Origin of the sequence: Mycobacterium sp. H4Y, assembly GCF_000364405.1 — a bacterium.
In the GTDB taxonomy this organism is placed as follows: Bacteria; Actinomycetota; Actinomycetes; order Mycobacteriales; family Mycobacteriaceae; genus Mycobacterium; species Mycobacterium intracellulare.
This window is the reverse complement of record NZ_AKIG01000003.1, coordinates 630,006-646,590: the sequence shown is the minus strand read 5'-3', so window position 1 is coordinate 646,590 and position 16,585 is coordinate 630,006. Positions and strand designations below refer to the sequence as shown.

At 68.5% G+C, this 16,585-nt stretch carries 19 protein-coding genes; 12 read left to right on the top strand and 7 right to left on the bottom strand.

The annotated features are described in order from the left end of the window. Positions 1 to 2: 2 nt before the first annotated feature. The 3 genes from W7U_RS24030 to W7U_RS24020 are packed head-to-tail and all read left to right on the top strand — an operon-like array spanning position 3 to position 1,396. A complete protein-coding gene (locus tag W7U_RS24030) occupies positions 3 to 389 on the top strand; it encodes a hypothetical protein (protein WP_008263647.1) in 387 nt (128 codons plus the stop codon). 17 nt (positions 390 to 406) lie between these two features. After that, positions 407 to 859 carry a nitroreductase family deazaflavin-dependent oxidoreductase gene (locus tag W7U_RS24025; RefSeq protein WP_008263646.1) on the top strand — a complete coding sequence of 151 codons (453 nt, stop codon included), beginning with the start codon at positions 407 to 409 and terminating at the stop codon, positions 857 to 859. A 39-nt stretch (positions 860 to 898) separates the two neighbouring features. Then, positions 899 to 1,396, top strand: a complete 498-nt coding sequence (locus W7U_RS24020; RefSeq protein ID WP_008263645.1) for a nitroreductase family deazaflavin-dependent oxidoreductase — start codon at positions 899 to 901, stop codon at positions 1,394 to 1,396. A 25-nt stretch (positions 1,397 to 1,421) separates the two neighbouring features. On the opposite strand, the gene W7U_RS24015 is transcribed toward W7U_RS24020, so the two are convergent. Both W7U_RS24015 and W7U_RS24010 read right to left on the bottom strand, forming a co-directional pair. After that, positions 1,422 to 2,327, bottom strand: a complete 906-nt coding sequence (locus W7U_RS24015) for an SDR family oxidoreductase (protein ID WP_008263643.1) — start codon at positions 2,325 to 2,327, stop codon at positions 1,422 to 1,424. Positions 2,328 to 2,341: 14 nt separating this feature from the next. Further along, positions 2,342 to 3,100, bottom strand: a complete 759-nt coding sequence (locus tag W7U_RS24010) for an SDR family oxidoreductase (RefSeq protein ID WP_008263641.1) — start codon at positions 3,098 to 3,100, stop codon at positions 2,342 to 2,344. Positions 3,101 to 3,198: 98 nt separating this feature from the next. Here W7U_RS24010 and echA20 point away from each other — a divergent pair, with 98 nt between their 5' ends. From echA20 to W7U_RS23980, 6 genes are read left to right on the top strand one after another with little or no spacing between them, the layout of a single operon-like run. Next, a complete protein-coding gene (gene echA20, locus W7U_RS24005) occupies positions 3,199 to 3,957 on the top strand; it encodes a (7aS)-7a-methyl-1,5-dioxo-2,3,5,6,7,7a-hexahydro-1H-indene-carboxyl-CoA hydrolase (RefSeq protein ID WP_008263639.1) in 759 nt (252 codons plus the stop codon). Next, on the top strand, positions 3,954 to 4,829 hold the full coding sequence (ipdA, locus tag W7U_RS24000) for a cholesterol ring-cleaving hydrolase subunit IpdA (RefSeq protein ID WP_008263637.1): 876 nt from the start codon (positions 3,954 to 3,956) through the stop codon (positions 4,827 to 4,829). Before echA20 ends, ipdA begins: the two co-directional genes overlap by 4 nt. 2 nt (positions 4,830 to 4,831) lie before the next feature. Continuing rightward, positions 4,832 to 5,575, top strand: a complete 744-nt coding sequence (ipdB, locus tag W7U_RS23995; protein ID WP_008263635.1) for a cholesterol ring-cleaving hydrolase subunit IpdB — start codon at positions 4,832 to 4,834, stop codon at positions 5,573 to 5,575. Continuing rightward, on the top strand, positions 5,575 to 6,648 hold the full coding sequence (gene ipdC, locus W7U_RS23990; protein ID WP_008263630.1) for a (3aS,4S,5R,7aS)-5-hydroxy-7a-methyl-1-oxo-octahydro-1H-indene-4-carboxyl-CoA dehydrogenase: 1,074 nt from the start codon (positions 5,575 to 5,577) through the stop codon (positions 6,646 to 6,648). Before ipdB ends, ipdC begins: the two co-directional genes overlap by 1 nt. A gap of 60 nt (positions 6,649 to 6,708) precedes the next feature. Continuing rightward, a complete protein-coding gene (locus W7U_RS23985; RefSeq protein WP_008263628.1) occupies positions 6,709 to 7,356 on the top strand; it encodes a SatD family protein in 648 nt (215 codons plus the stop codon). Continuing rightward, a complete protein-coding gene (locus tag W7U_RS23980) occupies positions 7,353 to 8,093 on the top strand; it encodes a hypothetical protein (RefSeq protein ID WP_008263627.1) in 741 nt (246 codons plus the stop codon). The genes W7U_RS23985 and W7U_RS23980 overlap by 4 nt, the downstream gene beginning before the upstream one ends. 21 nt (positions 8,094 to 8,114) lie before the next feature. Here the strand turns inward: W7U_RS23980 and W7U_RS23975 are convergent, their stop codons facing one another. From W7U_RS23975 to ipdE1, 5 genes are all read right to left on the bottom strand, one after another. Then, the gene (locus W7U_RS23975; RefSeq protein WP_050989406.1) at positions 8,115 to 9,023 is read right to left on the bottom strand and encodes a DUF559 domain-containing protein; all 909 of its coding nucleotides are present in this window, start codon (positions 9,021 to 9,023) and stop codon (positions 8,115 to 8,117) included. 109 nt (positions 9,024 to 9,132) lie between these two features. Then, entirely contained in the window at positions 9,133 to 10,293 is a 1,161-nt protein-coding gene (gene fadA6 / locus W7U_RS23970; protein ID WP_008263622.1) for a steroid 3-ketoacyl-CoA thiolase FadA6, read from the bottom strand. Position 10,294: 1 nt separating this feature from the next. Continuing rightward, positions 10,295 to 10,897 (bottom strand): TetR family transcriptional regulator KstR2, encoded by a 603-nt coding sequence (gene kstR2 / locus W7U_RS23965; protein WP_008263620.1) that lies wholly within the window; start codon positions 10,895 to 10,897, stop codon positions 10,295 to 10,297. 47 nt (positions 10,898 to 10,944) lie between these two features. Next, complete coding sequence (ipdF, locus tag W7U_RS23960; protein ID WP_008263618.1) at positions 10,945 to 11,733, bottom strand: (5R,7aS)-5-hydroxy-7a-methyl-1-oxo-2,3,5,6,7,7a-hexahydro-1H-indene-carboxyl-CoA reductase; 789 nt, start codon at positions 11,731 to 11,733, stop codon at positions 10,945 to 10,947. Then, entirely contained in the window at positions 11,730 to 12,878 is a 1,149-nt protein-coding gene (gene ipdE1 / locus W7U_RS23955) for an acyl-CoA dehydrogenase IpdE1 (protein WP_008263616.1), read from the bottom strand. Before ipdE1 ends, ipdF begins: the two co-directional genes overlap by 4 nt. A 59-nt stretch (positions 12,879 to 12,937) precedes the next feature. Between ipdE1 and fadD3 the strand changes: the two genes are divergently transcribed. From fadD3 to W7U_RS23940, 3 genes are read left to right on the top strand one after another with little or no spacing between them, the layout of a single operon-like run. Beyond that, positions 12,938 to 14,482 carry a 3-((3aS,4S,7aS)-7a-methyl-1,5-dioxo-octahydro-1H-inden-4-yl)propanoate--CoA ligase FadD3 gene (gene fadD3, locus W7U_RS23950; RefSeq protein ID WP_008263614.1) on the top strand — a complete coding sequence of 515 codons (1,545 nt, stop codon included), beginning with the start codon at positions 12,938 to 12,940 and terminating at the stop codon, positions 14,480 to 14,482. After that, the gene (locus W7U_RS23945; RefSeq protein WP_008263612.1) at positions 14,482 to 15,627 is read left to right on the top strand and encodes an acyl-CoA dehydrogenase family protein; all 1,146 of its coding nucleotides are present in this window, start codon (positions 14,482 to 14,484) and stop codon (positions 15,625 to 15,627) included. Before fadD3 ends, W7U_RS23945 begins: the two co-directional genes overlap by 1 nt. Continuing rightward, positions 15,624 to 16,568 carry an acyl-CoA dehydrogenase family protein gene (locus tag W7U_RS23940; protein ID WP_008263610.1) on the top strand — a complete coding sequence of 315 codons (945 nt, stop codon included), beginning with the start codon at positions 15,624 to 15,626 and terminating at the stop codon, positions 16,566 to 16,568. Before W7U_RS23945 ends, W7U_RS23940 begins: the two co-directional genes overlap by 4 nt. Positions 16,569 to 16,585: the final 17 nt, after the last annotated feature.

Here is a 16,585-nt window from a genome sequence, read left to right as displayed (position 1 = left end):
CCTTGCTCGTCTCCGAAGAGAGCCGCATCGCCGCGGCGCAGTCCTATATCGACGCGTTGGTCAGCCACGACGGCGACACGGTCCCGTTCGCGGCCGGCTGCACCCGCATCGAGCAGGGCATCAAGAACGGGTTCTCCGGAAATCACCTGCGGCGCAGCCTGAATCGTGGGCCGCAGTATCGGCTGCTGGCGCACACGACGACGCCGGAGTACCGCATCGACGGCGACGACGTGCACGCCGCGTACCTGGTGCTGACCAAGGCGGCGTTGGGCGGGCGTCGGCTCGCGGCGCACGTCACCGAGACCTTCGTCATTCCGGCCGAAAGCGCAAGCGGGAAAGCCGAAATCCACCACATCAAGGTTCGCTTCCACCCCTTCATCCAGCGTTAGGGACGTCGAGGAACATCATGCCGAAACCGAAGCCACGCGCACTGAACTCACCCTGGGTCGCCTTCATCATCAAGTGGATGGCCAAGGGCAACGCATGGATATACCGACGCAGCAATGGAAAATTCGGCGGCACCTTCCAGAAGGCCCCCGTCGCGCTGCTCACCACGACGGGACGCAAGACCGGCGAACCGCGGGTGAGCCCGCTGCTTTACCTACGCGAGGGCGATCGGGTGGTACTGGTCGCATCGAAGGGCGGCAGCGACAAGCACCCGCTGTGGTACCTCAACCTCAAGGCCAATCCCAAAGTGTCCGTGCAGATCAAGGACGAGGTGCTTCACCTGCAGGCCCGCGACGCCACCGAGGCGGAACGGGCCGAGTACTGGCCGAAGTTGGACGCCATGTATCCCTCGTTCGACGATTACCGGTCCTGGACCGATCGGGTGATCCCGGTCGTCATCTGCGACCCCTAGAGTTTCAAATCGCCCGGATGGGGAACCATCCTGGGCAAGATGTCCGAGCGTCGCTGGATCCGCAACTCGCGCCCGATTGCGCTGCTGCTCAAGTACTTCGCGCGCGCCCACATCTGGGTGTACCGCCGAACCAACGGCAGGCTCGGCGCGAAACTGCTGCGATTCCCGGCGGCGCTGCTGACCACGACCGGACGCAAGTCCAACCGGCCGCGGACCACCGCGACGCTCTACCTGCGCGACGGTGAACGGGTGATTTTGCCCGCGTCGTTCGGCGGCCGCGACGAAGACCCGGTGTGGTATCTGAACCTTCGGGAGAATCCCGAGGTGCGGGTGCAGATCCGGGCCCAGCGCCTGGAATTGATCGCGCGCGACGCGACCGACGCCGAGCGCGAACGCTATTGGCCGCCGCTGATGCGGATGTACCCGCCCTACCGCAAGTACCGCGAAGCCGCTGACCGGGTCATCCCGCTCGTGGTGTGCGAACCCCCTCGGCGAGCGTGCACCGACGGCGAAGATTCGGCGAAATCATCGCCGTGAGTGCGCGTTCGGCGCGGGCGCCGCGTCAGGCGCCGTAGACCGGGACCGGCGGGCGCGCCTTGGCGAGCAGGTCGGCGACGACGCGTCCCAGCTCCGCGGGATCCCACCGCGCCCCCTTGTCGATCTCCGGCCCGTGCGCCCAGCCCTCGGCGACGCGAATCTTGCCGCCCTCGACCTCGAACACCTTGCCGGTCACGTCGCGCGATTCGGCGCTGCCCAGCCAAACCACCAGGGGGGAAATGTTTTCCGGGGCCATCGCGTCGAAATCCTGGTCCTGGGTGGACATCATCTCGGCGAAGACGGTCTCGGTCATGCGGGTGCGCGCCGAGGGAGCGATGGCGTTGACGGTGACGCCGTAGCGGCCCATCTCGGCCGCGCCGACGAGCGTCATCGCCGCGATGCCCGCCTTGGCGGCGCTGTAGTTGCCCTGCCCGACGCTGCCCTGCAGGCCGGCGCCCGAGCTCGTGTTGATGATCCGGGCGTCCACGGTTTTGCCCTCTTTGGACAACCCACGCCAGTACGACGCGGCGTGCCGCATCGTGGCGAAGTGGCCCTTGAGGTGCACGGCGACGACGGCGTCGAACTCCTCCTCGCTGGTGTTGGCCATCATCCTGTCGCGCACGATGCCGGCGTTGTTCACCAAAACGTCCAGGCCACCGAAGGTTTCGACGGCGGTCCGAATCAGTTCGGCAGCCTGGTCCCAGTCGGCGACGTTGGAACCATTGGCGACGGCTTCCCCCCCGGCGGCGATGATCTCGTCGACCACGCCCTGGGCGGCGCTGCCGCCGCCCGCCGGTGACCCGTCCAGGCCCACCCCGATGTCGTTGACCACCACCCGCGCACCCTCGGCGGCGAAGGCCAGCGCGTGCGCGCGGCCGATGCCGCCGCCCGCCCCGGTGACGATGACGACGCGGCCGTCAACCACTCCCATAGTCCTTGTCTCCTCTACTTGACCGCGCTGGCGGTCGTGGTGGACAGATAGTGCGGCGGCTCGCCGCCGCCGTGCACCTCCAACGAGGCCCCGCTGATGTAGGAGGCCGCGTCCGAGGCCAAAAACGCTGCGGCCCAACCGACGTCCTCGGGTTTGGCCAGCCGGCCCAACGGCACATTCTTCGAGATCGCGGCGATCGAGTCCGCGTCGCCGTAGAACAGTTCCGATTGTTCGGTCTCGACCATGCCGACCACACAGGCGTTGACTCGGACCTTGGGCCCCCATTCCACGGCCAAGGTCTGGGTGAGGCTCTCCAGCCCCGCCTTGGCCGCCCCGTACGCGCCGGTACCCGGGGAGGGCCGACGCCCGGACAGGCTGCAGATGTTGATGATCGACCCGCCGCGCGGCTGGGCTTGCATCTTGTCGTTCGCGTGCTGCGAAACAGACAGCGCGCCAATGAGATTGAGCTCGATGATCTTGCGGTTGAACTTGGCGCTGGACTCCGCGGTCAGCACGTAGGGCGATCCCCCGGCGTTGTTGACGACGACATCGAGGCCGCCGTGCCGGTCCGCGACGGTGTCGATCAATTCCCTGACCGCGTCGTCATCGCGGACGTCGCAGGAGTGGAACTCATACGGCGATCCCTCGACCGGCCGTCGCGCGCAGGTGACGACGGTGGCGCCCTGCGCGGCGAAAACCGCGCTGATGCCCGCGCCCACCCCGCGAACGCCGCCGGTGACGAGAACCACCCGCCCGGCCAGCCCCAAGTTCATGGCTTCTGCAAATGGGGGGCATGCTTCGGCGCGAGTCACTGTGCTAGCGTACCAAGCAAGTGCTTGCTTAGGTAGTTACCCCACGAGGAAGTGGCACCTTGACCATCACATCCACCACCACCGAACCGGGCATCGTCGCAGTTACCGTCGACTACCCGCCCGTCAACGCCATCCCGTCGCGCGGCTGGTTCGAACTGGCCGACGCCGTCACCGCGGCCGGCCAGGACCCGCAAACCCACGTCGTGATCCTGCGGGCCGAGGGCCGCGGGTTCAACGCCGGGGTCGACATCAAGGAGATGCAGCGCACCGAGGGATTCACCGCGCTGATCGACGCCAACCGCGGCTGCTTCGCCGCGTTCCGCGCGGTCTACGAATGCGCGGTGCCGGTCGTCGCGGCCGTGAACGGATTCTGCGTCGGCGGCGGCATCGGCCTGGTCGGCAACTCCGACGTCATCGTCGCCTCCGAGGACGCCACCTTCGGGCTGCCCGAGGTGGAACGCGGCGCGCTCGGCGCGGCCACCCACCTGTCCCGGCTGGTGCCACAGCACCTGATGCGACGGCTGTTCTTCACCGCCGCCACGGTCGACGCCGCCACCCTGCACCACTTCGGTTCGGTGCACGAGGTGGTGCCGCGCGATCAGCTGGACGAGGCCGCGCTACGGGTCGCGCGCGACATCGCCGCCAAGGACACCCGGGTCATCCGGGCGGCCAAGGAGGCGCTGAACCTCATCGACGTGCAACGCGTCAACTCGAGTTACCGCATGGAGCAAGGCTTTACGTTCGAGCTCAATCTCGCCGGGGTGGCCGACGAGCACCGCGACGCGTTCGCCGGCACGACGAAGGGCAAGGACGCGTGAGCGACAAGAGAACCACCCTCGACGAGGCCGTCGCGCAGGTGCGCAGCGGCATGACCATCGGCATCGGCGGATGGGGATCTCGGCGCAAGCCAATGGCATTCGTGCGCGCCCTGCTGCGCACCGATGTCACCGACCTGACCGTGGTCACCTACGGCGGGCCCGACCTGGGGCTGCTGTGCTCGGCCGGCAAGGTGAAGCGCGTCTACTACGGGTTCGTCTCGCTGGACTCCCCGCCGTTCTACGACCCGTGGTTCGCCAAGGCCCGGGCGGCCGGGGCGATCGAGGCCCGCGAAATGGACGAGGGCATGCTGCGCTGCGGGTTACAGGCCGCCGCGCAACGCCTGCCCTTCCTGCCGATACGGGCCGGGCTGGGCAGTTCGGTGCCCGACTTCTGGGAGGGTGAACTGCAGACCGTCACTTCGCCGTACCCCACGGACGGCGGACGCGAAACGCTGATCGCCATGCCCGCGCTGCGCCTGGACGCCGCATTCGTCCACCTCAACCTCGGCGACAGCCGGGGCAACGCCGCCTACACCGGGATCGACCCCTACTTCGACGATCTGTTCCTGATGGCCGCCGACAGGCGCCACCTGTCGGTCGAGCGCATCGTATCCACCGACGAACTGATCAAGGCGGTGCCGCCGCAGGCGGTGCTGGTCAATCGGATGATGGTCGACAGCGTCGTGGAGGCGCCGGGCGGTGCCCACTTCACCACCGCGGCACCGGATTACGGGCGCGACGAGAAGTTCCAGCGGCACTACGCCGAGGCGGCGTCGACCGACGAGGGCTGGCAGAAGTTCACCCAGACCTACCTGTCGGGCACCGAAGACGACTACCAGGCGGCGGTTCGCGCATTCGCAGAGGAGGCCTGAAAGTGAGCAGCACCCGCGCCGAAGTGTGCGCAGTCGCGTGTGCCGAATTGTTCAGGGACGCAGGCGAGATCATGGTCAGCCCGATGACCAACATGGCCTCCGTCGGGGCGCGGCTGGCCCGCTTGACCTTCTCCCCCGACATCTTGCTGACCGACGGCGAGGCCCAACTGCTGGCCGACACCCCGGCGCTCGGCGCGACCGGTGCCGTCGAGGGCTGGATGCCGTTCGGACGGGTGTTCGAGACGCTGGCCTGGGGGCGTCGCCACGTGGTGATGGGCGCCAATCAGGTTGACCGGTTCGGCAATCAGAACATCTCGGCGTTCGGCCCGTTGCAGCAACCCAAGCGTCAGATGTTCGGCGTGCGCGGCGCCCCGGGCAACGCCATCAACCACGCCACCAGCTATTGGGTGGGCAACCACTCCAAGCGGGTGTTCAGCGAGAAGGTGGACGTGGTCTGCGGGATCGGCTGGGACAACGTCGATGCCGACAATCCGGCGTTTCGGTTCGCCAACACCTACCGGGTCGTGTCGAACCTCGGCGTCTTCGACTTCGGCGGCCCCGACCGGACCATGCGGGCGCTGAGCCTGCACCCCGGGGTCTCGCCGGACGAGGTGCGCGAGGCCACCTCGTTCGAGATCCATGGGCTCGAGGACGCCGAGGAGACCCGGCTGCCCACCGAGGACGAACTGCGCCTCATCCGCGAAACGATCGATCCGAAGTCGTTGCGCGACCGAGAGATACGCTGATGACCAGGTTGCGCACGCCGCTGACCGAGCTGGTCGGTGTCGAGCACCCGGTGGTGCAAACCGGGATGGGCTGGGTGGCCGGGGCGCGCCTGGTGTCGGCCACCGCGAACGCGGGCGGGCTGGGCATTTTGGCGTCGGCCACCATGACGCTGGACGAATTGGCGACGGCCATCGCCAAGGTCAAGGCCGCCACGGACAAGCCGTTCGGCGTGAACATCCGCGCCGACGCGGCCGATGCCGGCGACCGGGTCGATCTGATGATCCGCGAAGGCGTCAAGGTGGCGTCCTTTGCCCTGGCGCCCAAGCAGGAGCTCATCGCCCGGCTCAAAGAGGCCGGCGCGGTGGTGATTCCGTCGATCGGTGCGGCCAAGCACGCCCGCAAGGTCGCCGGGTGGGGTGCGGACGCGATGATCGTGCAGGGCGGCGAGGGTGGCGGGCACACCGGTCCGGTCGCCACCACGCTGCTGCTGCCCTCGGTGCTGGACGCCGTGCGGGGCACCGGCATTCCCGTCATCGCCGCGGGCGGATTCTTCGACGGGCGCGGGTTGGCGGCCGCCCTGAGCTACGGCGCCGCCGGCGTCGCGATGGGCACGCGTTTCCTGCTGACCTCGGATTCGACCGTGCCCGATGCGGTCAAGCGGCGCTATCTGGAGGCGGCGCTGGACGGCACCGTCGTCACCACCCGCGTCGACGGCATGCCGCACCGGGTCCTGCGCACCGGCCTGGTCGAGAAGCTGGAAAACGGTTCGCCGGTGCGGGGTCTGACCGCCGCGGTGCGCAACGCCGCCAAGTTCAAGCACATGTCACGGATGACGTGGCGGTCGATGATCAGCGACGGCCTGGCGATGCGGCACGGCAAGGAGCTGACCTGGTCGCAGGTCGTCATGGCGGCCAACACCCCGATGCTGTTGAAAGCCGGTCTGGTGGACGGCAATACGGAGGCCGGGGTGCTGGCCTCCGGGCAGGTGGCCGGCATCCTCGAGGATCTGCCGTCGTGCGCCGAGCTGATCGATTCGATCGTGCGGGACGCCATCGAGCACCTGCGGGCGGCATCCGCCCTGGTGCACGAGTAGCCACGCGCCGCTTGTGAAGCTATTTGCTGAATTTGGATGTAATTAAGCTATACTCTTCAAATGGGTCGGATGAAGCCACAGCCTTCATCTCGCGCGACGCTGATCGGTGATGTCGTCGGTTCCCGGCGCGCCGCCGATCGCTCCGGGTTGCACCGCGCCCTGTCCGCGGCTCTGCGGGAAGTGGGCGACGGCGCGATCGACCCGCCCGCCTTCACCGTCGGCGACGAGTTCCAGGGCAGCTACCCCACCGTCGGGGCCGCCATCGAGGCGGCATTGACCGTCCGCCTGCTGCTCGCCCCGGACACCGACGTCCGTTTCGGCATCGGATGGGGCGCGGTCACCATCCTCGATGCCGACGCGGGAATTCAGGACGGGCCCGGTTGGTGGAGCGCACGGGCGGCCATCCAGCAGACCGCAGAGGCCCAGCGGCAACCCGGCTTCGCGTTGGTACGCACGACGTTCCGGGCGGACGGTGACACACGCACCGACGCCGCGGCGGTCAACGCGGCGCTGATTTGTCGGGACCATCTGCTTGGATCGCTCGATGAAAGATCGTTGCGGATCGTGAGGGGCTTGATGACGGGCCGAACCAAAAAGGAGCTCGCCGCGGACGAGGGCATCAGTCCATCCGCGGTGTCTCAGCGCGCGAGCCGCGATGGTTTGGATCTTATTGTCCTTGCCAGCCACTATCTTCGGAGTCTGCCGTGAGCGCCGTCGCGGTATTCCTCACGGCGCTCGCAGTCGCCGATCTCGGTCGGCGAGCGCTCCGCACGGTATGGCCGTCGCTCGTGATCGGGCCGGTCGTGGTGGTGGCGTGCGCCGCAGCGGGAGCCCTCTGGCATGCCGGCGACATCCCCTTGCTGGTGCTGGCCGCCGCGGCGGTAGTGGCCTGGGAATGGCTGTGCGCGCGAAGCGAACACAGCGGTAGCCGGCAAGGCGCGGCCCTGGCGGTGTTCGGCGCCGCGCTCGCACTACTGATGCTGCTGTCCGGGTGGTCGTCGCCGACCAACGGCGCGATCGCTCGATGGTCGTCCTGGGTGCACCTGCCGCTCACCCACGTCACGCCCACCCGGCTGCTGATGATCGTCGGCGTCGTCCTGGCCCAGTTCGCCACCGCAAATCAGTTGGTGCGCTTGGTTCTTGCCTCGGTGGGCGCGATGCGCCCGGAAGGTCAGCCGCAGCCGTCGGACCGGCTCAAGGGCGGCAGACTGCTGGGACCGATGGAACGCCTGCTGATCCTGAGCCTCGGTGTCGGCGGGCAGGTCGCCGCGGCGAGCGCCGTCGTCGCCGCCAAGGGGATCATCCGCTTCCCGGAGTTGAACGCGCAGAAGGGCGGTAACGGCGACGTCGGCATCGACGAGGTCACCGAGTACTTCCTCGTCGGCAGCTTCACCAGTTGGCTGCTCGCCCTGGGTGGCATCGGCCTCGTTCTGGCGACCCGCTAAGAGCTTGGCCGAGTGTGAATTTCACGACGCGACACGCCGGCGGTCCGTCGGAAACTTCACACTCGGCGGTACGGGGCGCCACCCCGCAGCGCGCATGGCCGCGACGACACGAGCAACGAAGGTGCCCTGGCGGTAACGGAGGAGATCGCTGCTGACCCGGATGATCGCCCAGCCCAAGTCGGCCAATGCGGTGTACCGGTCGATGTCACGATCACGCTGCCCGGCATCCGTCCAGTGCTGCGGTCCGTCGTACTCGATGCCGACCCGCAGCTCGCGATACCCCATGTCGATGCGCGCCACGAAGTCGCCGTAGTCGTCGCAGACTCGGATCTGTGTCTGTGGCACAGGCAAACCCGCGTCGATCAGCACCAGCCGGGTGCGGGTCTCCTGTGGAGACTCCGCCCCGCTGTCCATGAGGGGCAGCACGGCTTTGAGTCGAACCAGACCGCGCGTGCCGCGATGCTCGGCCATCACGGCTTCGATGTCCTTGACTTTGACGCCGGTGACGTTGGCCAGCGCGTCGAGCCGCTGCACCGCAAACAACCGCGACGACGCCCACCGGCCCACATCGAAAGCCGTACGCGCCACACTGGTCACCGGCATGCCGTCGACTTCGACGACCTCGCCGGGCAGCAGTGTCTCGCTGTGCACGACGATGCCGGCGGGTGGGTGCCGGTTGCCGTGTATCAACTCGGCATCGAGCGTCGGGCTTACCCACTTCGCCCCGAGCAGCGCGGCCGCCGAGTTCCCCGCGATGACGCCCTTGCGTCGTGACCAAAGCCATGCCGCCTGCGCGCGTTCTCGCGCCGTCAGCGCGATGCCGGCGGGGCGGTAGACACCCGGGTGGACGGGCTCGTAGAGGGAGCGCATCGCCCGTTCCGGCAACACCTTTGCCGCCAGGGCCTCACTGCCCAGGAAGAGCTCCGTCATGCCGCCGATGGTGCCCACCCGCACCGACAACTCCGCGAATGTGAATCCTACGACGCGACACGCCTTTGTGGCGTCGCAGGATTCACACTCGGCGGGCAGAGGAAGAAGGTCAGAGCCGCTCGATGATGGTGACGTTGGCGGTGCCCCCGCCCTCGCACATCGTCTGCAGGCCGTAACGGCCGCCGGTGCGCTCGAGCTCGTTGAGCATGGTGGTGAACAGCTTGGCGCCGGTGGCGCCCAGCGGGTGCCCGAGCGCGATCGCCCCGCCGTTGGGGTTGACCTTCTCCGGGTCGGCCTTGACTTCCTTGAGCCAGGCCAAGACCACCGGGGCGAACGCCTCGTTGATCTCGACCGTGTCGATGTCGTCGATCGACAGCCCGGTCTTGTCCAGCGCGTAGCGGGTCGCCGGAATCGGCCCGGTCAGCATGAAGACCGGGTCGGCCGCGCGTGCGCTGATGTGGTGGATGCGGGCCCGCGGTGTCAGGTTGTGCTCCTTGACGGCCCGCTCGGACGCCAGCAGCACCGCGCTGGCCCCGTCGGAGATCTGGCTGGCCATGGCCGCCGTCAGCCGGCCGCCCTCGACCAGAGGCTTGAGGCCGGCCATCTTCTCCAGCGACGATTCGCGCGGGCCCTCGTCGACCCGGAACGGCCCGGATTCGGTTTCCACGGTGATGATTTCGTTGTCGAAGTGGCCGCCCCGGATCGCCGCGAACGCGCGCTCGTGACTGGTCAGCGCGTATCGCTCCATCTCTTCGCGCGACAGGTTCCACTTCTCGGCGATCAGCTCCGAGCCGCGAAACTGCGAGATCTCCTGGTCGCCGTAGCGATGCAGCCACTGCTTGGACTCGTTGGTCGGGGAGGTGAAGCCGAACTGCTCGCCGACGGTCATGGCCGACGAGATCGGGATCTGGCTCATGTTCTGCACCCCCCCGGCGACGATGAGGTCGGCGGTGCCGGACAGAATCGCCTGTGCGCCAAAGGAAATGGCCTGCTGACTGGAGCCGCACTGGCGGTCGACGGTGACGCCGGGCACCTCTTCGGGGTAGCCCGCGGCCAGCCAGGAGAGGCGCGCGATGTTGCCGGCCTGCGCGCCGATGGCATCGACGCAGCCGGCGATCACGTCGTCGACGGCGGCGGGGTCGACGTCGACCCGGTCGAGCAGTCCGCGCCATCCCAGCGCACCCAGGTCGACCGGATGCACTCCGGCCAGCGATCCGCCGCGCTTGCCGACCGCGGTACGCACGGCGTCGATGACGTAGGCCTCTGGCATTTCAGACTCCTTCTTTGGTGATCCCGCCAAGAACGATGGCGAGGTATTGCTGACCCACCTGCTGCGCGGTGAGCGGACCGCCGGGCTGATACCAGCGCACCGACACCCACGTGGTGTCACGGATGAAGCGGTAGACAAGGTCGACGTCGAGATCGGGACGGAAGTAGCCCTCGTCGACGCCCTGATGGAGCAGCTCGAGCCACATCTTGCGCTGTTGCCGGTTCATGTCCTCGATGTAGGAGAACCGGGGCTGTGACAACAGCCGCTGGGCTTCGTCCTGGTAGATGACGACCTGCGCGTGCCGGTGCTCGATCGCCTCGAACGACGCCATGAACAGCCCCTTGAGCCGCTCCAGCGGGTTGGCCTCGCCGTCCACGATCTCGCGGTACCGGGCGAACAACCAGTCCAGGAAGCTGCGCAAGAGCTCGTCGACCATCTCCTCTTTGGACGAGAAGTGGTGGTACAGGCTGCCGGACAGGATGCCGGCGCTGTCGGCGATGTCGCGCACCGTGGTGGCGCGCAGCCCGCGCTCGGCGAACATGGTCGCGGCAAGCTCCAGCAACTCGTCTCGCCGGCTGTTGGCCTGACCGGTCACTCGGTCCACCCGACCAGAGTATCAACCAAGCGCTTGCTTGGCCAGCGGGCCGGCTCTCACGGGTGCTGACTGGATACCGAGATGACCTCGCCGGTCAGGTAGCTGGAGTAGTCGCTGGCGAGGAAGGCGATGGTGGCCGCGACCTCCCACGGCTCGGCGGCGCGGCCGAAGGCCTCGCCGGCCGAGAGCCGGTCGAGCAGATCGGCCGACGACGTCTTCTCCAGGAACTTGTGCCGCGCGATGCTCGGCGACACCGCGTTGATCCGTACCCCATACTCGGCGGCTTCGATTGCGCTGCACCGGGTCAGGGCCATCACGCCGGCCTTGGCGGCCGCGTAGTGCGATTGCGAGTGCTGTGCCCGCCAGCCCAGGACGCTGGCGTTGTTGACGATGACGCCGCCGTGTGGTGCCTCGCGGAAGTAGCGCAGCGCCGCGCGCGTGGCACGCAGCACCGACGTCAGCGTGACGTTGAGGACGCGGTCCCATTCCTCGTCGGTCATGTCGACGACCGGCGTCTGTCCGCCGAGACCGGCGTTGTTGACCAGCACGTCGATCCGGCCCATCCGGGCGGTGGTCGACGCGATGAGGGCGTCGACTTGAGCGGTCGAGGTCACGTCGCAGACCACGTGCTCGACGTTGCCCTGCCCCAGCGCGGCGAGCTGCTCGGCCGTCTCGCCCAGGCGCCGTTCGTGGTGGTCGGAGATCACCACGTCGGCACCCTCGGCCAACGCCCGCCGCGCGGTCGCCGCGCCGATCCCGGTGCCGGCGGCGGCCGTCACGACCACCACCTTGCCCTGCAGAAGTCCATGTCCGGCAATCTCTTTGGGAGCTTCGGACAGACTCATCCCTTAACCTCTCGGGGTAGGCCGAGCACCCGCTCGGCGATGATGTTGCGCTGGATCTCGTTGGACCCGCCGTAGATGGTGTCGGCGCGGCTGAACAGGAACAGCCGCTGCCACTCGTCGAACTCGCCGTCGGCCAGGGTCAGGCCCGGCTTGCCGACGACGTCCATCGCCAGCTCGCCCAGATCGCGATGCCAGTTGGCCCACAACAGCTTCGACACGTTGTCCTGGCCCGGCTGCTCGACGTCCATGGTGGCCAGCGCGTACGAACGCATGGCCCGCAGGCCCGTCCACGCCCGGGTCAGCCGCTCGCGGATGAACGGGTCGTCGGCCGCGCCGGTCCGCTGGGCGAGCTCGGCGAGGTTGGAAAGCTCACGGGCGTAACGGATTTGTTGCCCGAGCGTCGAGACGCCGCGCTCGAACGTCAGCGTGCCCATTGCGACCCGCCAGCCGTCACCGGGCTCGCCGACCACCAGGTTGGCCTCGGTGCGGGCGTCGTCGAAGAACACCTCGTTGAATTCCGAGTCGCCGGTCAGCTGGATGATCGGCCGCACTTCCACGCCCGGCTGGTCCAGCGGCACCAGCAGATACGACAACCCCGCGTGCCGCTTGGAGCCCTTCTCGGTGCGCGCGACCACGAAGCACCACTGCGCCCAGTGCGCCAGCGACGTCCAGACCTTCTGGCCGTTGATCACCCAGTGGTCGCCGTCGAGTTCGGCGGTGGTCGCCACGTTGGCCAAGTCGCTGCCGGCGCCGGGCTCCGAATAGCCCTGGCACCACAGCTCGGTGACATCGAGGATCTTGGGCAGGAAACGCTGCTGCTGCTCGGGTGTCCCGAACGCGATCAGCGTCGGCCCCAGCAGCTCCTCGCCGAAGTGGTTGACCTTGTCCGGGGCGTCCGCGCGGGCGTACTCCTCGTAGAACGCCACCCGGTGCGCGGTGGACAGGCCGCGGCCGCCGTGTTCGACCGGCCAGCCCAGGCAGGTCAGTCCGGCCTTGGCGAGATGCTGGTTCCAGGCCCGGCGTTCCTCGAAGGCCTCGTGCTCGCGGCCGGGGCCCCCGAGACCCTTGAGAGCTGCGAATTCACCGACCAGATTGTCGGCGAGCCAAGAGCGGACCTCGGCCCGGAACTCCTCGACGTCCTGCATGCCTTGTAGGCTAACCTACCAAGCACTTGCTTTGTTAGGCCGCCGTAGGAGAAGCGCCGATGACCACCGATCCCCGCACCGTGCCCGCGGCGCTGGATCGTTTCGCGCGCCAACTCCCCGATCACGACGCGTTGGTCACCGAGGACCGGTCGTTCACCGCCGCGGCGTTGCGCGACGAGGTGCACCGGGCGGCGGCGGCGCTGATCGCGCTGGGCGTGCAGCCCGGCGACCGGGTGGCGATCTGGTCCCCCAACACCTGGCATTGGGTGGTGGCCTGCCTGGCGATCCACCACGCCGGCGCCGCGATGGTCCCGCTGAACACCCGCTACACCGCCGCGGAGGCCGGCGACATCCTGGCCCGCGTCGAGGCGCCGGTGCTGTTCGGCATGGGCGAGTTCCTGGGCAACGACCGCGTCGCCGACCTGGATCGGGCGGCGCTGCCCGCGCTGCGGCACATCGTGCGGATACCGATCGATGCCCGGGAAACGGGGGCTGGCACCTGGGACGAATTCATCGCCGGCGGCACCGATCTCGACGCGGTGGCCGCCCGGGCCGCGGCGGTCACGCCCGACGACGTCAGTGACATCCTGTTCACGTCGGGCACCACCGGCCGCAGCAAGGGCGTGCTGTGCGCGCACCGGCAGTCGCTGTCGGCCTCGGCGTCGTGGGCGGCCAACGGCAAGATCACCGCCGACGACCGCTACCTGTGCATCAACCCGTTCTTTCACAACTTCGGCTACAAGGCCGGCATCCTGGCGTGCCTGCAGACCGGCGCGACGCTGATCCCCCACCTCACCTTCGATCCGCTGCGCGCGCTGAAGGCGATCGAGCAACACCGCATCACCGTATTGCCCGGTCCGCCAACGATTTACCAGACCCTGCTCGATCATCCGGCTCGTGGCGATTACGACCTGAGCTCGCTGCGCTTCGCGGTGACGGGGGCGGCCACCGTGCCGGTCGTGTTGGTCGAGCGCATGCAGTCCGAACTCGACATCGACATCGTGCTGACGGCTTACGGCCTCACCGAGGCCAACGGCATGGGCACCATGTGCCGCGCCGACGACGACGCGGTCACCGTCGCCACCACCTGCGGGCGCCCGTTCGCCGACTTCGAATTGCGCATCGACGCGCCACAATCCGGCGAATCGGGCGAGGTGTTGCTGCGTGGGCCCAATGTGATGCTGGGCTACCTCGACGACCCGGCGGCCACCGCCGCCGCCATCGACGCCGACGGTTGGCTGCACACCGGTGACATCGGTGTGCTGGACGCGGCCGGCAACCTGCGCATCACCGACCGGCTCAAGGACATGTACATCTGTGGGGGATTCAACGTGTACCCCGCCGAGATCGAGCAGGTGCTGGCCCGGCTCGACGGTGTGGCCGACGTCGCCGTGATCGGGGTCCCCGACGAGCGCCTCGGCGAAGTCGGCCGGGCGTTTCTGGTCACCCGCCCGGGGGCACAACTCGACGAACAATCTGTGATCGCATACACCCGTGAGCATTTGGCGAACTTCAAGACACCGAGATCGGTGCGGTTCGTCGACGCGCTGCCGCGCAACGCCGGCGGCAAGGTGCTCAAACCACAACTGCGAGAGCTGGACTGATGGATCTGGATCTAGACGACGACACCTTGGCTTTCCAGGCCGAGGTCCGGGAATTCTTGTCGGCCAATGCCGAGTCGATCCCGACGAAGTCATACGACAACGCCGAAGGCTTTGAGCAGCACCGGCATTGGGACCGGGTGCTGTTCGATGCCGGGCTTTCGGTGATCACCTGGCCGAAGCGCTACGGCGGCCGCGACGCGCCGCTGCTGCACTGGGTGGTGTTCGAAGAGGAGTACTTCCGTGCCGGGGCGCCCGGCCGGGCCAGTGCCAACGGCACCTCGATGCTGGCCCCGACGCTGTTCGCGCACGGCACCGAGGAGCAGCGCGACCGGATCCTGCCCAAAATGGCCAGCGGCGAAGAGATCTGGGCGCAGGCGTGGTCCGAACCCGAGTCGGGCAGCGACCTGGCGTCGCTGCGCTCCACGGCGACGGCGACCGACGGCGGCTGGCTGCTCAACGGGCAGAAGATCTGGAGCTCGCGTGCGCCGTTCGCCGAGCGGGGATTCGGGCTGTTCCGCTCCGACCCCGGCGCCGAGCGCCACAACGGGCTGACCTACTTCATGTTCGACCTGAAGGCCAAGGGCGTGACGGTGCGGCCGATCGTCCAACTGGGCGGCGACACCGGATTCGGCGAGATCTTCCTCGACGACGTCTTCGTACCCGACGAGGACGTGATCGGCACCCCGCACGAGGGCTGGCGGGCGGCGATGAGCACGTCGAGCAACGAACGCGGCATGTCGCTGCGCAGCCCGGCCCGCTTCCTGGCGACGGCGGAACGGTTGGTGCAGCTTTGGAAGGAGGCCGGCGCACCGGCCGCGTTCGCCGACCGGGTCGCCGACGGCTGGATCAAGGCGCAGGCCTACCGGCTGCAGACCTTCGGCACGGTGACCAGGCTGGCCCTCGGTGGTGAGCTGGGCGCCGAATCGTCGGTGACCAAGGTGTTCTGGTCCGACCTCGACGTCGAACTGCACCAGACCGCGCTCGACATCCTGGCCGCGGACGGGGAACTCGCCGGCCCGTGGACCGAAGGTCTGCTGTTCGCGCTGGGCGGCCCGATCTATGCCGGCACCAACGAAATTCAGCGCAACATCATCTCCGAGCGGTTGCTGGGCCTGCCGCGCGAGAAGTCCGGGGGCAAGAAGTGAGATTTGCGCTAGACGAACAGCAGCGAGACTTCGCGGCCAGCATCGACGCCGCGCTCGGCTCGGCGGACCTGCCCAGCGCCGTGCGGGCGTGGGCGGCGGGCGACACCGCGCCGGGCCGCAAGGTGTGGGAACACCTGGCCAATCTGGGTGTCACCGCCCTGGCCGTGCCGGAGAAATTCGACGGCATCGGGGCGGACCCGATCGACCTGGTCGTCGCCCTCGAACGCCTCGGGCGCTGGTGCGTGCCGGGCCCGGTGGTCGAATCCATCGCGGTGGCACCGGTATTGCTGGACTCCGACGATCACGCCGAGCGGTGCGCCGGGCTCGCGGCCGGCGAGCTGATCGCCACGGTCGCACTGCCGCCGCGGGTGCTGCGGGCCGTCGACGCCGACGTGGCGAACCTGGTGCTGCTGGCCGGTGACGAGGGGGTCACCGAAGCCACCGCGGGGGAAGAGCACGAGTCCGTCGACCCCAGCCGCCACCTGTATGACGTGACCCCGACCGGCGCCGCTTGGGAAGCAGACGTCAAGCGCGCCTACGAGTTCGCCGCGCTGGGTACCGCCGCGCAACTGGTCGGCGCCGCCGAGGCGCTGCGCGACGCCGCCGTCGACTACGCCAAGCAACGCACCCAGTTCGGCCGGGTGATCGGCTCGTATCAGGCGATCAAGCACAAGCTCGCCGACGTGCACATCGCCATCGAACTGGCCCGGCCGCTGGTGCACGGCGCGGCGCTGACGCTGGACCCCCGCGACGTGAGCGCGGCCAAGGCGGCGGCCTCCGACGCGGGCCTGCTGGCCGCGCGGTCGGCGCTGCAGACCCACGGCGCGATCGGGTTCACCCAGGAACACGACCTGTCGCTGTTGCTGCTGCGGGTGCAGGCGCTGCGATCCTCCTGGGGCACACCGGAAGAACATCGGCGACGAGTGCTGGAGGCGCTGTGACTCGCGCCGCGACGATG

Coding starts and splice junctions, on each gene's coding strand:
- W7U_RS24025 (WP_008263646.1), top strand. CDS start 407: ATGCCGAAACCGAAGCCACGCGCACTGAACTCACCCTGGGTCGCCTTC.
- W7U_RS24020 (WP_008263645.1), top strand. CDS start 899: ATGTCCGAGCGTCGCTGGATCCGCAACTCGCGCCCGATTGCGCTGCTG.
- W7U_RS24015 (WP_008263643.1), bottom strand. CDS start 2,327: ATGGGAGTGGTTGACGGCCGCGTCGTCATCGTCACCGGGGCGGGCGGC.
- W7U_RS24010 (WP_008263641.1), bottom strand. CDS start 3,100: ATGAACTTGGGGCTGGCCGGGCGGGTGGTTCTCGTCACCGGCGGCGTT.
- ipdC (WP_008263630.1), top strand. CDS start 5,575: ATGACCAGGTTGCGCACGCCGCTGACCGAGCTGGTCGGTGTCGAGCAC.
- W7U_RS23985 (WP_008263628.1), top strand. CDS start 6,709: ATGGGTCGGATGAAGCCACAGCCTTCATCTCGCGCGACGCTGATCGGT.
- W7U_RS23975 (WP_050989406.1), bottom strand. CDS start 9,023: ATGACGGAGCTCTTCCTGGGCAGTGAGGCCCTGGCGGCAAAGGTGTTG.
- fadA6 (WP_008263622.1), bottom strand. CDS start 10,293: ATGCCAGAGGCCTACGTCATCGACGCCGTGCGTACCGCGGTCGGCAAG.
- ipdF (WP_008263618.1), bottom strand. CDS start 11,733: ATGAGTCTGTCCGAAGCTCCCAAAGAGATTGCCGGACATGGACTTCTG.
- ipdE1 (WP_008263616.1), bottom strand. CDS start 12,878: ATGCAGGACGTCGAGGAGTTCCGGGCCGAGGTCCGCTCTTGGCTCGCC.
- fadD3 (WP_008263614.1), top strand. CDS start 12,938: ATGACCACCGATCCCCGCACCGTGCCCGCGGCGCTGGATCGTTTCGCG.
- W7U_RS23945 (WP_008263612.1), top strand. CDS start 14,482: ATGGATCTGGATCTAGACGACGACACCTTGGCTTTCCAGGCCGAGGTC.